Consider the following 15981-nt stretch of genomic DNA (forward strand, 5'->3'; position numbering starts at 1 on the left):
TTCAGAAATTCTTGCTCAAAGTGATGTTGAAGGTGCGCGGCTCGTTATAGGCCAGATAGTAATAGGGATATTGCCCGGCATTGGTGGGCGAATAGCCGCCGAATTGCGCGCGGCGCAGGTTGAACAGGTTGCGCACATTGGCGCCTATGCTCCAATTGCCCTTATCCGCGGCGAAATTGATCGTGCCGTTCACATAGGTCTGCGAACGGACCTGCAATTGCGGGGTGTTATAGAGGTCGGCATAGCGGCTGCTTTCATATTGCACATCGCCCCCGATCCGCAGCGCGCCGGGCAGGTCGACCGGCACACGGTAATTGACCGAGGCCCCGAATTGCCAGCGCGGCGCATAGGGAAAGTCCAGACCGACCAGCGTGGTCCGCCCCGCAACATTGGCGGGCAAGGTGGCGGTAAAGGTGCGGTATTTTGTTTTCAGATAGGCCGCGCTGCCGGTGATGGTCAGATTGTCGGTGGGGGCCAGCGTCAATTCCGCCTCGCCGCCCCAACTGGCCGCCTTGCCCGCGTTGATAAGCTGGTTGGTCACCACGCCCAGCGCCGCCGTGCTGGTGGCGCGGACCTGAAAATCGGAGATATCATTGTAATAGGCGGCCAGATTGAAAGTCGCCTTGCCGCCAAACAGGCGGGTTTTCAGGCCCGTTTCATAGGTCGTGGTGATCTGAGGCAAATAGGGCGTGACCGACCCGATGGCCGTCACCGAGCGCAGGTCATAGCCCCCGCTCTTGAAGCCCTGCGACCATGAAACATACTGAAAGATCGCCTTATTCCAGTCATATTGCAGCCCCAGCTTGGGGGTGAAGCGACTGAAACGCTTAGGCGTCGCCGTCACGTCAAAGGAGGTGAGCGAGGAGGCGGCGCTGGTTCCGGTGGGATATTTGAGGAAGAAATAGTCGGGATCGTAATTCCACTCCTGCGGATCATGCAGGCCCCAACTGCGCCCGGTCTGGCCGATATTGCGGAATTTGCGCAATTCGGTGGTCCAGCGCCCGCCCACGGTCGCGGTCAGCCGATCGGTCAGATGGATGTTGGCCTGTCCGAACAAGGCCCATGCGGTGGTGTTAAGCCAGTTGTTGGTGTGGGTAACGGTGCCGACATTGTCGACCGCCGCGCCTGCCGATTGGCTGAGGCGGTGGTTGTGAAACTCTTCGGAGAAATAATAGAGGCCCGCGACGAAATTCCAGTGGTCGAATTCGCCGTTGAGGTTCAATTCCTGCGTGAACTGGTGCTGCCAGAACTGGGCCAGACTGTCGCCCTTGATCGCGGTCACGCCGTCATTGTCATAATAGATCGGCCCGTGCAGGCCGCGATAGGCGGTCACCGATTTGACCGTAAACTGCTGGTTGATCTCCCACTGCACCGTGGCCGATCCACCATAGCTGGTGGTGCGGTTATAGGGCAGAGTGGAGGACCATGTCAGGTCCGGGTTGATGGGATTGCCCGTGTTCGGGATGCCGTCGGGCTGGTTGACCGGGGTGTAATAGCTCTGCGTGGCGCGGTCGAACATCGCATCGCCCGCCAGCGTGATCGTCAGGCCCGGCGCGGGTTTGCTCTGCAATTTGCCGCGCAGCACGGTCAGGTCCGTGTCATTGACATCGCGGTTGAGCGGCACCGAATGCTGCCACCCACGGCGCGTATGGCGGATCACGGTCAGCGCGCCGTTCAGCTTATCATCGTCAAGGATCGCGCCATTGATCCGCGCTTTCAGATCGACATTACGGAACGAGCCCAGCGTGGCGCTGAAACTGGCCGAGGGCTTGGCGGTGGGGTCTTTGGTGATGAAGCGGATCGCGCCAGCGCTGGAATTGCGGCCATAGAGCGTGCCCTGCGGCCCGCGCAGCACCTCAACCCGCTCCAGATCGGGCGTATCGTAAAGCGAACCGACCGTGCGCGCCAGATAGACATCGTCAATATAGACCGCCACGGCCGGTTCGGGATAAGTGTCGGTCTCGCCAATGCCGCGGATCGAATATTGCTGGGTGGTCTGCGCGGTCGAACGCTTGGGCGCCAAAAGGCCCGGCACGCGCCCGCCCGACAGGTCGCGGAAGGTCGAGATTTTCAACTGCTCAATGGAATCGCCGCCAATCGCGGTCACGGCAATCGGTGTGCGCTGCAAAGGCTCGGCGCGTTTTTGCGCGGTCACGACAATATCGCCTACCCCGCCGCCATCGGCCTCATTGGCGGTTTCGGCGGCCCATGCAGGGCAGGCAAGCGCCATAGCGATAATACCGCCAAGGGGCAGCAGGGCATGGGCAGTCAATCGAGGAAACGCCATATCAACTCCGAAAATTTCAGTATTTCGTGTGATGGCGGGTAACCCAGACCCATGATTTACATTAACGAGGATTGCTAAACCGGGTCGATTAATAGAAATATGATTTTATTTGTTATTTATATTTGACGCCCTCAACCGCCCCTTTACCCCCGCCCCCCACAGGGCCATAATCGCGCCATGGACCTGCTCTCTCGCCTTGGCCTGTCGATCCCGCTTGTTCAGGCGCCCATGGCGGGAGTTTCCACGCCGGAAATGGCGGCGGCGGTGTGTAATGCCGGGGCGTTGGGCTCGATTGGGGTGGGGGCCACCGATGCGGCGGGCGCACGCGCGATGATCCATGCCTTGCGGGCGCAGACCGAGGCAGCATTTAACGTCAATCTCTTCGTCCATGCCACGCCCCGGCCCGATCCCGTGCGTGAGGCGGCATGGCTCGATACGCTGGCCCCGCTGTTTGCCGAATTTGACGCGCCGGTGCCCTCCGGCCTGCGCATCATCTATCGCAGCTTTGCCGACGATCCCGATATGCTCGCGACGCTGCTGGCCGAGCGGCCCCCGGTGGTCAGCTTTCATTTCGGCCTGCCCGCGCCCGATATGCTGGCGGCGCTGCGCGGGGCGGGATGTTTGCTGATGGCCAGCGCAACCAGCCCTGCCGAAGCCGCGATCATCGAGCGCGCCGGGATCGATGTGATCGTCGCGCAGGGGATCGAGGCGGGCGGCCATCGCGGCATGTTCGACCCCGATGCGCCCGATGACGCGCTGGGCACCTTCGCCCTCACCCGCCTGCTGGTCAGGCAAACCCGCCTGCCGGTGATCGCAGCGGGCGGTATCATGGATGGCGCGGGGGTGCGCGCGGCGCTTGAACTGGGCGCGGCGGCGGCGCAATTGGGCACCGCCTTTATCGCCTGTCCCGAATCCGGCGCTGACGCTGCCTATCGCGCCGCGTTGATGAGCGATGCGGCGCATCATACGCGCTTTACCTCGGCAATTTCAGGGCGTCCGGCGCGCTGTCTGGCCAATCGCTTTTCCACGCTGGATGGCGACGCGCGCCCGGCGGCCTACCCCATCGCCTATGATGCGGGCAAAGCGCTGAACGCGGCGGCCAAGCAGAAAGGCGAGCATGGCTTTGGCGCGCAATGGGCGGGGCAAGGCGCACCGCTGGCCCGCGCCATGCCTGCGGGCGAGCTGGTCGAAACCATCAGACGGGAAATCCGACGTTAGGTGCTGCATCGCACAAATTGTTACATTTGACAGCATTTTGCGACCTTAAAAAATTTGTGCGCCGCAGCACAATCTACCATCTGGAGCATTGCCCCCTACGTCAATTGCCTTCAGGAGTTGCCCCCGTGCCTGTGCCCTTCCGCGCAAAAAACCTGGTCTTTCCCTTGCTTTCGCTTTCCCTCGCGCTGGGGGCATGCGGGGCGCAGGACAAGAACAAGGCGCCGCCGGTGGTCGATGTGGGGGTGGTGACGCTGGCGACTCAACCTGTGACCATCGAAACGCAACTGACCGGGCGGACCGCCGCCACCACCACGGCGGACGTGCGCCCACAGGTCGATGGCATCATCAAGAACCGCCTGTTTGCCGAAGGCTCGATGGTGAAAGCCGGACAGCCTTTGTATCAGATCGACGCCCGCCTCTATCGCGCCTCGGTCAATTCGGCGGGCGCGCAATTGGAAAGCGCGCAGGCCACGCTGGCCAATGCCGAGGCAAAGGCAAAACGCTATCAATCGCTCAGCGATCCCACCGCCGTCAGCCGTCAGGATCTGGACGACACGCTGGCCGCCGCGCGCACCGCGCGGGCCAATGTCCATCTCTATGCCGCCACGCTGGCCACGGCGCGGGTCAATATGGGCTTTACGCAGGTCTATGCGCCGATTTCAGGGCGCATAGGCCGCTCCAGCGTGACCAAGGGCGCGCTGGTCTCCGCCGCGCAGACCACCGCTCTGGCCACGATCCAGCAACTTGATCCGATCTATGTCGATATCACGCAAAGCTCGACCGACCTGCTGCGCCTGCGCATGGCGCTGGCCAAGAAGGATGTTTTGCCCACACAGGCGCAGGTCAAGCTGCAACTGGAGGACGGCACCGCCTATCCCCTGCCCGGCACGGTGGAATTCAGCGAGGTCAATGTCGACGCCACCACCGGCAGCGTGACCCTACGCGCGCGTTTTCCCAATCCGCAGAACCTGTTGCTGCCTGGCATGTTTGTCAAAGTCATCACGCCGCAAGGCACGCTGCCCAATGGCATCCTTGCCCCGCAGCAGGGCATCACGCGCGACGCGCGCGGCAATGCCACCGCGCTGGTGGTCAATGGCCAGAACAAGGTCGAATTGCGCAACGTCACCGTGGCGCAAGCGGTCGGCCATAGCTGGCTGGTGACCAAGGGACTGAAGGCCGGGGATCGTCTGATCGTGGAGGGGACGGACAAGGCGCAGGAAGGCGCCAGCGTCCACCCCGTTGCGGTCAAGGTCGAGGGCTAAGCCATGGGGATCAGCAAGTTTTTCGTCGAGCGCCCGGTCTTTGCCTGGGTGATCGCCATCGTCATCATGCTGGCGGGGATCGGTTCGGTCATGTCGCTGCCCATTGCGCAATATCCCGATGTGGCGCCGCCTTCCGTCTCCGTCTCGGCCACCTATCCGGGGGCGAACGCGCAGACGCTCGAATCCTCGGTAACACAGATCATCGAGCAGCAACTGACCGGCATCGACAACCTGAGCTATTTCTCCTCCACCTCGGACAGTTCGGGCAGCGCGCGCGTCACCGTGACCTTTGAGAAGGGCACAGACCCCGACATTGCTCAGGTGCAGGTGCAGAACAAGGTCAATCAGGGCCTGACGCGCCTGCCCAGCGCGGTGCAGCAGGCGGGGCTGACCGTAACCAAGTCCAATGCCGATTTCCTGATGCTGGTGGCTCTGTATGACAAGACCAACCGGGCCAGCGATTCCGACATTGCCGACTATCTTGTCTCGAATATGCAGGACGCCATCGCCCGCGTGAACGGCGTGGGCCAGATCTCGGTGTTCGGCACGCAATATGCGATGCGCGTCTGGCTCGATCCGGTCAAACTGGCCTCGCGCCAATTGATGCCTTCGGATGTGACCAGTGCGCTGACATCGCAGAATGTCGATCTCTCGGCAGGCCAATTGGGCGCGCGCCCTTCCGTGCCGGGGCAGATGCTCAATGCGGTGGTGCTGGCCAAATCGCGGCTGCAAACGCCCGAGCAATTCGCCAATATCGTGATCAAATCCTCGACCGACGGCTCGGTGGTGCGTCTGTCGGATGTGGCGCGGGTGGAACTGGGTCAGGAAAGCTATACCACCACCTCGCGCCTCAATGGCCATCCGGCCGCAGGGCTTGCGCTGCAATTGGCGCCGGGCGCCGATGCGCTGAAAACCGCCGCCGCCGTCAAGGCCAAGGTGGCCGAACTCAGCCAGTCGATGCCCAAGGGCTATTCCATCGACTATCCGCGCGACACCACCGATTTCGTCAAACTCTCGATCAAGGAAGTGGTCGAAACGCTGCTGATCGCCATCGTGCTGGTGGTGATCGTGATGTATGTTTTCCTGCAAAGCTGGCGCGCGACGCTGGTGCCCGCGATTGCGGTGCCGGTGGTGCTGCTCGGCACATTTGGCGTGCTGGCGCTGTTTGGCTATTCGATCAACACGTTGACTTTGTTCGGTATGGTGCTGGCCATTGGCCTGCTGGTCGATGACGCCATCGTCGTGGTGGAAAATGTCGAACGCCTGATGTCGGACGAAGGGCTGGCGCCCAAAGAGGCGACGATCAAGTCGATGGACGAGATCGGCTCCGCGCTGATCGGTATCGCGCTGGTGCTCTCGGCAGTGCTGCTGCCCATGGCCTTTTTCGGCGGGTCGAGCGGGGTGATCTATCGCCAGTTCTCGATCACCATCGTTTCGGCCATGGTGCTCTCGGTGATCGTCGCGCTGGTGCTGTCGCCCGCGCTTTGTGCCACGCTGCTGCGCGCGGGCGATGATCCGCACAGCCACACGACCGGCTGGGCGGGCAAATTCAACGCATGGTTTGATCGCGCCACGGGCCGCTATGTCGATATGACGCGAAAGGTAGTGGGACGCCGGGGGCTGCATTTCCTGGTCTATGGCGGGATTGTGGCGGTCATGGGCCTGCTGTTCATGCGCCTGCCCACCGGCTTTCTGCCGCTGGAGGATCAGGGGCAGGCGATGGTGATGTTCACCATGCCCGCCGGCGCCACGGATGAGCGTTCCAGCGCGGTGCGCGCGCAGATCGGCAAATATTTCCTCAATCAGGAGCAGAAGAACACGCGGCTGGTGATGGCCATCTCAGGCTTCTCCTTCTCCGGTTCGGGCCAGAACACCGGCATGGCCTTTGTCGGCCTGCAACCGTGGGATGACCGCAAGGGCAGCGAAAACAGTTCGACCGGGATCATCAACCGCGCGGGCAAGTTCTTTGCAGGGCTTCGTGATGCCACTATCATCCCGATGAACCCGCCCGCCATTTCGGGTCTGGGCCAATCGAACGGCTTCACCTTCGAATTGCTCAACAGCGGCCACCTGAGCGCCGAGCAGTTCAAGGCCGAGCGCGACAAGCTGCTCAAAGCCGCCGCGCAGAGCAAGGTACTGACCCGCGTGCGCGCCACCGCCCTGCCCGATGCGCCGCAGATGCGGATCACCTTTGACGATGCCAAACTGGCCATGCTGGGGCTGAGCGAGAGCGATGCCACCGATACGCTGAGCAAGGCGTGGGGCGGCGCCTATGTGAATGATTTCGTCGATCGCGGCCGCGTCAAGCGCGTCTATATGCAGGGCGATGCGCCCTATCGCATGCAGCCCGAAGACCTGTCCAAATGGTTCGTGAAGAACAGCACCGGCACCACGGCCGTTGGCAGCAGCACGATTGCGGGCATGGTCCCCTTCTCGGCCTTCACCTCGATCGGCTGGGAAAAGGGCGCCAATTCGCTGGCACGTTTCAACGGCCTGTCCTCCTATGAAATCAGCGGCGAGGCCAGTGACGGCTATTCATCGGGCGATGCTATGGCGCAAATCGTCAAGCTGCAGCAAACGCTTGCGCCCGGCACCACCTATGCCTGGTCGGGCCTGTCCTATCAGGAAAACAAGACCAGCGGGCAGGCGGTCTATCTCTATGCCATCTCGATGCTGGTGGTCTTCCTCAGCCTTGCCGCGCTGTATGAAAGCTGGTCCGTGCCGTTTGCGGTGCTGCTGGTGGTGCCGTTGGGGGTGATCGGGGCGGTGCTGGCGGTGTCGCTGCGGGGCCTTGAAAACAATATCTATTTTCAGGTCGGCCTGCTCACAACCATCGGCCTTTCGGCCAAAAATGCGATCCTGATCGTCGAATTTGCCGAAGGCGCCTATCGCAAGGGCGCATCGGCCTTTGACGCCGCGATCGAGGCCGCGCGCCTGCGCCTGCGCCCGATCCTGATGACCTCCTTTGCCTTTATCGCGGGCGTGGTGCCGCTGGCCATCGCCAGCGGGGCCGGGGCCAACAGCCGCATCGCCATCGGCACGGCGGTGCTGGGCGGGATGATCACCGCCACGGTGCTGGCCATTTTCTATGTGCCGATGTTCTTCATCGCGGTCACACGGCTGACCGAACGCGCGACCCACAAGAAGGGCGAAAACCATGCGTAAATTTGTCGCGGCCAGCCTGCTGGCGCTGGCGCTGGGGGGCTGCAACATGGCCCCCGCCTATGTCCGCCCCGCCGCCCCAGTGGCCCCGCAATGGCCCCAAGGCGCCGCCTATGCCCCCGCGCAGGACGGCGAGGCCGGAATGCCATGGCGCAAAGTCATTTCCGACCCCAAGCTGACGCAGGTGGTCGAAATGGCGCTGTCAAACAGCCGCTCCCTGCGCGAACAGGTGGCCGCCGTTGCGCAGGCGCGGGCAACCTATCGCATCGCACGTTCCGCCCAATTGCCTACGATCAGCGCGGGCGCCGACGCCAGCCTGTCGCGGGGTCTGTCGAACAAGGGCCTGAACAGCAACAGCTATGACGCCAGCGCCGGGATGAGTTCCTTTACCATCGACCTGTTCGGACGGCTGCGCAATCAGAGCAAGGCGGATTTTGAATCCTATCTCGCCTCGCAATCGGGCCTGCGCTCGGCCCGGCTGACCTTGGTGGAGGAGGTCGCCACCGCCTATGTCACCTATGCCTCGGACAGCAATCTGCTCGCCCTCGCACGCGAAACGGTGAGCAGCGGCGAGCGGACATTGGCCCTGACGCAATCTTTGTTCCAATCCGGCCTTGCCAATGGAACGGATGTGGAAAGCGCACGCACCGTGGTGGAAAGCGCCAAATCCGATGTCGCCAGCTATACCACCGCTACGGCGCAGGATCGCAATGCGCTCGACCTGCTGGTGGGCAAACAGGTGGACGATACGCTGCTGCCCAAGGCGCTGGAGGATCTCGATCCCGCGATTGCCAATGTGCCGGCGGGCCTGTCCTCGGCCGTGTTGCTGCGCCGCCCCGATGTGGTCGAGGCCGAGCATCAGTTGATCGGGGCGAACGCCTCGGTGGGCGCGGCGCGGGCGGCGTTTTTCCCGACCATCTCGCTGACCTCAACCATCGGCGTTGCCAGCACCGCACTTTCCAGCCTGTTCACCGGCGGCGCGGCAAGCTGGAACCTCGCCCCCAGCGCCAGCGTGCCTTTGCTGGGCGGCAGCAATCGCGGCAATCTGGCTTATGCACGGGCGACCAAGGATTACTATCTGGCCGCCTATGAAAAGGTCGTTCAGACCGCGTTCCGTGATGTCGCCAATGGCCTTGCCCAGCGCGGCACCATCCGCGACCAGCGCGCCGCGCAGGAGCGCTATGTTGCCGCCGCCCGCAAGGCATGGCTGCTGGCGCAGGATCAGTTCAAGGCCGGGATCGGCACCTATCAAACCGCCCTGACCGCCCAGCGGACCTATTACGCGGCGCAGCAAAGCCGGATCGCCACGCTGACCACCGATCTGTCGAATCGTCTGGCCTTGTATGGCGCCATCGGCGCGGATGACAGCCTATAGGCCGCGATCAATCACCGCCCGGTTGCGCCCGGAGCGTTTGGCCTCATAAAGCGCCTTGTCCGCCGCCTCCATCAGCGCGAGGCGGCGGTCCTCGCGGTCGGGCTGGCATCCCGCGCCCCCCACGCTGATCGTCACCCGGTCGGACACCGGCGAGGTGGAATGGGCCAGATCCAGCGCCTCAACCGCATCGACGACGCGCTGGCCCAGCATGGCCAGATGGCTCATCGGCGTGGCGGGCAGCACGACGACAAATTCCTCACCGCCCAGCCGCACCACCAGATCCTTGGGGCGGCGGAATGCGGCCTGAACGGACTGCGCCACCTTGCGCAGCACCTCATCCCCGGCCAAATGGCCATAGGTGTCGTTGAACTGCTTGAAGTGGTCGATGTCGATGATGAGCAGCGACAAAGGCTGGCGTTCGCGCGCGGCCTGACGCCATTCGGTCTCGAAATATTCGTCGAAATAGCGCCGGTTGCTCAGCCCCGTCAGTCCGTCGACATTGGTTAACCTTTGCAGCGCGAAATTGGCCTGCATCAGCTCCTGCTGGCTCTTGCGCAGCGCGCGATAGGCCTCATCGCGCTGAATCTGCGAGAGATAGGCCGCCGAATGATAGCGGATGCGCGCGATCAGCTCGATCCGGTCGGGCAATTTGACCAGATAATCATTGGCCCCTGCGCGAAAGGCATCGCTCTTGACGCTGGCTTCTTCCTTGGTGGACAAAACGATGATCGGAATGTTGCGCGTGTACGGATCGGCGCGATATTGACGCACCAGATCCAGCCCGTTGACCGAGGGCATCACCAGATCCTGAAGGATCACCGTGGGCTGCACCGTGCGGGCAATAGCCATCGCATCGAGCGGATTCGAACAATAGTGAAACTCGATCCCCGCCTCGTCCAGCAGCGCGCGGCGCACCGCCTCGCCCACCATGATCTGATCATCGACCAACAGGACCATGATCGACTGATTGGGTATCGGTTCTTCGGGATCGCTCATATCGGGATCGACCGAAACCTGGGGGTTCATTCTGACAATCCTTTCGTCGAAAGCCGCAGGCCGGGAAGGTCGGTCAACCGGCGCGCGATCTGTTCGAGGGGAAGCACTTCGCGCGCCGCATCAAGCTGGAGCGCGGCCTTTGGCATACCATACACCGCGCTGGAAGCCTTATCCTGCGCAATGGTTAAATGCCCCTTGTCGCGCAACTCCTTCAATCCACGTGCCCCATCCGCGCCCATGCCGGTGAGGAGCAGGCCGGTCAGCGCGCCGGGCCAGAACTGACCCGCGCTGCGAAAGAAAACGTCGATGGAGGGGCGATAGGTGTGATCGGATGGTTCTCTGGAATAGCCCAGCCTTTCCGGTGACTTGAACACCAGATGATCGTCGGTGCCCGCCACCAGCACCTCGCCGGGCCGCACCCGGTCGCCTTCCTGCGCCAGACGCACCGACAGCGCACATTGATCGTCCAGCCACCGGGCGAGCCCTTCGGCAAAACGCGCGTCGACATGCTGGACAATGACGATCCCGGCGGGAAATCCGGCAGGCAGCGCTTTGAGGATCGCGGCCAGCGCCGCCGGGCCGCCCGCCGATGCGCCAATGGCGATCAATTGGCTGGTGGCGCCGCGCTCGATGCCTTTGGGCGCAGGAGCGCTGCTTCCGGCATCAATCAACCTGCCCACCGCCTCGATCTTGGTCAGCAGCGGATGTTTGCCCGCCATCGGCGCGCCATGCAGCAAGGGCGTATCCACCGCATCGAGCGCGCCCTTGCCCATCGCGGCAAAGACCTGCGCGGCATTGCTTTCGATATCGGATGTCACCACCAGAATCGCGCAGGGCGCCTCGGCCATGATGCGGCGCGTGGCCTCCACCCCGTTCATGCGGGGCATCACCAGATCCATCAGGATGATGTCGGGCCGGTCGCGCAGCGCCATTTCTACCGCCTCGACCCCATCGGCGGCGGTCCATGCCACCTGATGCTGGGGTGCCTGCGCCAAAACCCGGCGCAATGCCTCAATCGCCAGCGGCAAGTCATTGACGATACCTATTCTCATGCCGCACCTTCCCCGATCAGGTCTATCACGGCATCAATCAGAGCATCATTCTGGAAACTACCTTTGGTCAGGTAATAATCTGCCCCCACTTCCAGCCCGCGCAACCGGTCCTCCTCGCGATCCTTATAGGACAGGATCATCACCGGCAGGGCCTTGAGCACGGGGTCGTGGCGGATGCGGCGCACCAGTTCGATCCCGTCCATGCGCGGCATGTCGATGTCGCTGACCACCAGATCGAAACCACCCTGACGCAGCGCGTTCCAGCCATCCATGCCATCGACCGCGACTTCGACATCATAACCGTGATGATCGAGCAGTTTACGCTGCAATTCGCGCACGGTGAAGGAATCGTCGACCACCAGCACCCGCTTGCGCCGCGCGCCGCTCTGGGCGCCAATCTCGCGCCCGACCGGGGCCAGACGGTCCGTCGCCGCCAGCTTTTCCAGCGAGCGCAGCATATCCTCGACATCGATGATCAGCAAAGGCGCGCCATCCTCCGTCAGCGAGGCTGCGCTGATATCCTTGATTTTGCCCAGACGCGGATCGAGCGGTTGCACCACCAGTTCGCGCCCGCCGGTAAAACCATCAACCACCAGCGCGAACATATGCTCCCCTGCCCCCAGCAGGACCACGCAAAGCTCCTCCGGCACACCTTCAGGCGCGGCGCAGCCCAGCACCTGATGCGCGCCCACCAGCCCTACAGCAGCGCCATCTATCAGGATATGCTGACGCCCTTCGAGCGTGCGGACCTGATTGGCAGGCACTTTCATCGCGCCTGCAATATGCGCAAAGGGAAAGGCATAAGGCTCGCCGCCAATATCGACCAGCAGCGCGCGCACCACCGAGAGCGTCAGCGGCAATTCCAGCCGGAATCGCGTACCCTCGCCATGGCGCGAGATGATCCGCACGCGCCCGCGCACCTGACGGATCATGTCCTGAACAATGTCCAGCCCCACGCCGCGCCCCGAAATCTCGGTGACATCGCTTTTCATGGTAAAACCGGGCAGGAACAGGAATTCGAGCAATTCGGCCTCGCTCAGGCGGGCCACGGTGTCCTGTGCGGCCAGACCGCGCGCGATGATCGTGCGGCGGATCGCGTCCAGATCGATGCCGCGCCCATCGTCCGACACGTTGATCTGCAAGGCGCCCGCCTGATGGCTGGCCTCGACGCGGATGAAGCCTTCGGCAGGCTTTCCTGCGGCGCGGCGCTCCTCGGGGCTTTCCATGCCATGATCCAGCGCATTGCGCAGCAAATGGCCCAGCGGCGCGTCCAGCTTTTCCAGAATGTCGCGGTCCACCTGGGTGCGTTCGCCCAGAATTTCGAATCGGACCTGTTTGCCCAATTCGCGCGCAATATCGCGCACCATGCGGGGAAAAGCGCCCATCCCATCGCCAAAGGGCCGCATCCGCACCATAAGCGCCTGATTATACAGGCGATGGGCCAGATTGGTCGTGCGATGGTTCGAGGCTTCGAGTTCGTCGAGCCCGCCCGACAATTGCCGCCGGCAATCGAACAGCCTGCGCCGCGCTTCTTCCAGAGCCGATGCGGCGCGTTCGTCCAACATGTTGACCGGCAGCGCCGCCTGCAAGGCGTCCAGCGCAGCGGCGGCCTGATGATGCATCCGTTTGAGCCGCAAGAGCGATTGTTCGAGCGGGGCCAGACGCCGGGTTTCGACCAGAGATTCCCCGGCCATATCAAGCAGGCGGTTGAGATTTTCCGCGCTGACCCGCAAAGCGCGGTCCCCCGCCTCGCCCGCCCTTTCGGGCAGCAGCCTTTCGGGCGAAACCGCAGCAGGCGTTTCGGGCAGGATTTCAGGCACGGCGGGCACGATTGCGACCTGGCCTGGCACCGATACCTCTTCCGGCACACGATCCTCATCGACCGGGGCCGCAGGAGTCGCCGTCAGTGCGGCGGCAAAGCGATCCGCATCAGTCTGCCAGATATCCTCGTCAAACCCGTTCTCGCCTTCGCCTTGCGCGGCCAGCGCCGAGAGCAGATCGACCCCGCTGAGCAGCAGGTCGATCTGGGCCGGAGCCAGACGCACCCGCCCACCCTGCGCCAGAACGAAGAGATCCTCCATCGCATGGGCCACCGTGACCGCCGGATGAACGCCCACGATCCGCGCCGCGCCCTTCAGCGAATGGGCCGCGCGCATGCAGCATTCCAGCATATCGCCCTGGCAAGGGTCCTTTTCCAGCGCCAGCAAGGCGTCGGTCAGAGCCTTGGTCTGCTCCTCGGCCTCGATCCGGAACAGATCGCGCAGCGAGAGCGATGAAGGGTCCAGATGCTTCATGCCAGAAAACGCTCCATAGCGGCAAAGACCAGATCCTCGTCCAGCCGTCCCACCTGCATCCCCTGCCAGTTCAGCAGGCCGCGCGTATAGGCCGAGGCCGAACGGGCCAGAGTGGCCGGAACGGCGCGCAACCGGCGCGTGTCATGGTTGCGTAAATGCTGCACCTCATCGACCGGAAAGGCCAGACGGCGGCCATCATGGCGCACCACCACCAGCCGCCCATGTTCGCCCACCGCCATCGGCCCGATCAGAAGTTGGGCGATCGAGACGCAGATCACCAGTTCGCCGCGCACATTGACCAGTCCCATCAGGCCCGGATGCCCCCGATGCGGCAAAGTATGAACCGGGCGCAGGCGCAAAATCTCATCCAACACCAGCGTCGGCAGGGCAAACCATTCGGCGCCCAGCCGAAAGACCATCACCGATTCCCCGCCGCCGTGGTCGGCATGCCCCTCCGCCTTTGCGACGGGCGAGGCATCGTGATCCACCGGCAGATCGCGGTCGAGCAGCATGGCCGCCGCCTGCGAAAAGCGGGGGCAATTGCGGCAATGGGAATGGCGCGGCAATTCGGGACATGACTTATCCCCTTGAATCCCTATGACTTTCCAGCAGGCGTCGATCTGCGGCCCGGTCGCGGAACGATGCTGTCCCATCAGCTACTCCGTTCATCGCGGCGGCGCATCCGCTCGTCGAGCAGCCGCGCCCCGGCATGATCGCCCTCGCGGCGCAGCAGGAGCGCAAGATGGCCCAACGCCTCGACATTGCCCGGATCGAGATAGAGCACCTTGCGGTAATAATGGGCGGCCGCCTTGCCCTGCCCGCCCGCATCGCTGATCAGACCCAGCAGCAGCAGCGCATCGGGCGAAGCGCCATTGTCGCGGATATGGGCCTGCGCGCCGCGTTCGGCTTCCTCAACGCGGCCATCGTCGGCCATCCGGCGCAAAGTGGCCAGATCGGGCACCTTGGCAGCGGCGGGATAGGCGATGGCTTGCCGAACCGGCCTGTCGCGCTCCATCATCCGCGCAGGGGCTGCTCGTTTGGGCGCGACGGGGCGTATGGCGGCGCGGGCCGGGACTGCGATGATTGGCGCAGCGATCGCCGCCTCCGGCGCGCGGCGAAAGGCAAAGGACATGGCCATGCCCGCCGAGACGAAGCCTTCCTCGCGCATCAATCCCGCCTCGGAATGGCCGACAAACAGGGTGCCATCGGGGGCCAACAGGCGCCGCAGCACGGCAATCGCTTGTTTCTGGCGAGGTATATCGAAGTAAATCAGCATATTGCGGCAAAAAATGACATCGAAACTCCCCGCCTGCGCCATAAAGCCAGGGGCGAAAATATTGCCCTGACTGAAGCGGACCGGGGCGCGAACCTCTTCACGCAGCGCCCAACCATGAGGGACAGGATCGAAATAGCGGTCGCGAAAGCCCAGCTCGTGGCCGCGAAAGGAATTGCGGCCATAGACGCCCGCGCGCGCCATATCGATGGCAGGTTGGCTGATATCGACCGCCTCGATGCTGAAGCGATGCGGGGCAATGCCGCTCTCCATCAGCGCCATGGCCATCGTATAGGCTTCTTCGCCCGTCGAGCAGGGCAGGCTGAGCAGGCGCGCACTGGCCAGCGGATCAGCGCGCAGGCGCGGGCCCAGCACATCACCCTCCATCGCGCGAAAGGCCTGAGGATTGCGGAAAAACCATGTTTCGGGGACGACAACGGCCTCGACCAGTTGCTGAACCTCGGCAGAGGAAGCCTGCAACAGCGCCCAATAGGCTTCGGTATCGCGGCTTGCGGTCTCGCGGCGGCGCGTCTCGACCGCGCGCTCAATCGCGCCCGGCCCGATGGTGGCCGCGCTCAGACCCATCACCCGTTCGAGCAGGTCGGCAAAGCGGGTGTCGGTCATGGATAGGCCTCGATGCGCAAGGCCCCATCCAGCATTTCAGGCGGCAGCAGATCGGGCAGATCGACCCGCTGGATCAACCCGTCGGGACCAGTGGCAAAGGGGGCAAAATCCTCCGGTTCAAGCCGCAGCATCGTCGTGGCATTTTCCGCAATCAGGCCCAGCAGGGCATTGTGATGGCGCACCACGATGATCCGCGTGGACAGCCTCCGCCGCGCAGGGCGCCCCAGATCGAGCTGGCACAGATCGACCACCGGCACAAATTGTCCTCGATATTCAAAGGTCTGATCCGTGGGCAGGTCGGCCGTATCAGGCCCCTGACGAATCGTCCGCAGGGGCGCCAGCGGCACGATCTCGACAATCCGCTCAGCCGCCAGCGCGAAGCTGCCTTCACCGATGCGGAAATGAAGAAAGAGCATGAGCCGCAAATCCTGTCGTTAC

Annotated in this window: 11 protein-coding genes; 4 read left to right on the forward strand and 7 right to left on the reverse strand. The window is 63.3% G+C overall.

Going from position 1 to position 15981, the window contains the following annotated elements:
- Position 1: 1 nt before the first annotated feature.
- A complete protein-coding gene (locus GGR38_RS04620; protein ID WP_183623182.1) occupies positions 2 to 2272 on the reverse strand; it encodes a TonB-dependent receptor in 2271 nt (756 codons plus the stop codon).
- A 192-nt stretch (positions 2273 to 2464) separates the two neighbouring features.
- Between GGR38_RS04620 and GGR38_RS04625 the strand changes: the two genes are divergently transcribed.
- The 4 genes from GGR38_RS04625 (at position 2465) to GGR38_RS04640 (ending at position 9304) form a co-directional block, all read left to right on the forward strand.
- Positions 2465 to 3505, forward strand: coding sequence for an NAD(P)H-dependent flavin oxidoreductase (locus GGR38_RS04625; protein ID WP_183623183.1), 1041 nt, complete (start codon positions 2465 to 2467; stop codon positions 3503 to 3505).
- A 125-nt stretch (positions 3506 to 3630) separates the two neighbouring features.
- Positions 3631 to 4767: an efflux RND transporter periplasmic adaptor subunit gene (locus GGR38_RS04630; RefSeq protein ID WP_343058982.1), complete on the forward strand. Its 1137-nt coding sequence runs from the start codon at positions 3631 to 3633 to the stop codon at positions 4765 to 4767.
- A 3-nt stretch (positions 4768 to 4770) separates the two neighbouring features.
- Positions 4771 to 7932: an efflux RND transporter permease subunit gene (locus tag GGR38_RS04635; RefSeq protein ID WP_221227006.1), complete on the forward strand. Its 3162-nt coding sequence runs from the start codon at positions 4771 to 4773 to the stop codon at positions 7930 to 7932.
- Entirely contained in the window at positions 7925 to 9304 is a 1380-nt protein-coding gene (locus tag GGR38_RS04640) for an efflux transporter outer membrane subunit (RefSeq protein WP_183623185.1), read from the forward strand. The genes GGR38_RS04635 and GGR38_RS04640 overlap by 8 nt, the downstream gene beginning before the upstream one ends.
- On the opposite strand, the gene GGR38_RS04645 is transcribed toward GGR38_RS04640, so the two are convergent.
- The 6 genes from GGR38_RS04645 to GGR38_RS04670 are packed head-to-tail and all read right to left on the reverse strand — an operon-like array spanning position 9299 to position 15959.
- Positions 9299 to 10330: a diguanylate cyclase domain-containing protein gene (locus GGR38_RS04645; RefSeq protein WP_183623189.1), complete on the reverse strand. Its 1032-nt coding sequence runs from the start codon at positions 10328 to 10330 to the stop codon at positions 9299 to 9301. The genes GGR38_RS04640 and GGR38_RS04645 overlap by 6 nt on opposite strands.
- Positions 10327 to 11352 carry a chemotaxis response regulator protein-glutamate methylesterase gene (gene cheB, locus GGR38_RS04650; RefSeq protein WP_183623191.1) on the reverse strand — a complete coding sequence of 342 codons (1026 nt, stop codon included), beginning with the start codon at positions 11350 to 11352 and terminating at the stop codon, positions 10327 to 10329. The genes GGR38_RS04645 and cheB overlap by 4 nt, the downstream gene beginning before the upstream one ends.
- Positions 11349 to 13646, reverse strand: coding sequence for a hybrid sensor histidine kinase/response regulator (locus GGR38_RS04655; RefSeq protein WP_183623193.1), 2298 nt, complete (start codon positions 13644 to 13646; stop codon positions 11349 to 11351). The genes cheB and GGR38_RS04655 overlap by 4 nt, the downstream gene beginning before the upstream one ends.
- Positions 13643 to 14299, reverse strand: a complete 657-nt coding sequence (locus GGR38_RS04660; RefSeq protein ID WP_183623195.1) for a chemotaxis protein CheW — start codon at positions 14297 to 14299, stop codon at positions 13643 to 13645. The genes GGR38_RS04655 and GGR38_RS04660 overlap by 4 nt, the downstream gene beginning before the upstream one ends.
- A complete protein-coding gene (locus GGR38_RS04665; protein WP_183623197.1) occupies positions 14299 to 15543 on the reverse strand; it encodes a CheR family methyltransferase in 1245 nt (414 codons plus the stop codon). Before GGR38_RS04665 ends, GGR38_RS04660 begins: the two co-directional genes overlap by 1 nt.
- Complete coding sequence (locus GGR38_RS04670) at positions 15540 to 15959, reverse strand: chemotaxis protein CheW (protein ID WP_183623199.1); 420 nt, start codon at positions 15957 to 15959, stop codon at positions 15540 to 15542. Before GGR38_RS04670 ends, GGR38_RS04665 begins: the two co-directional genes overlap by 4 nt.
- Positions 15960 to 15981: the final 22 nt, after the last annotated feature.

The sequence above is a fragment of the Novosphingobium sediminicola genome (genome assembly GCF_014196525.1).
Lineage (GTDB): Bacteria > Pseudomonadota > Alphaproteobacteria > Sphingomonadales > Sphingomonadaceae > Novosphingobium > Novosphingobium sediminicola.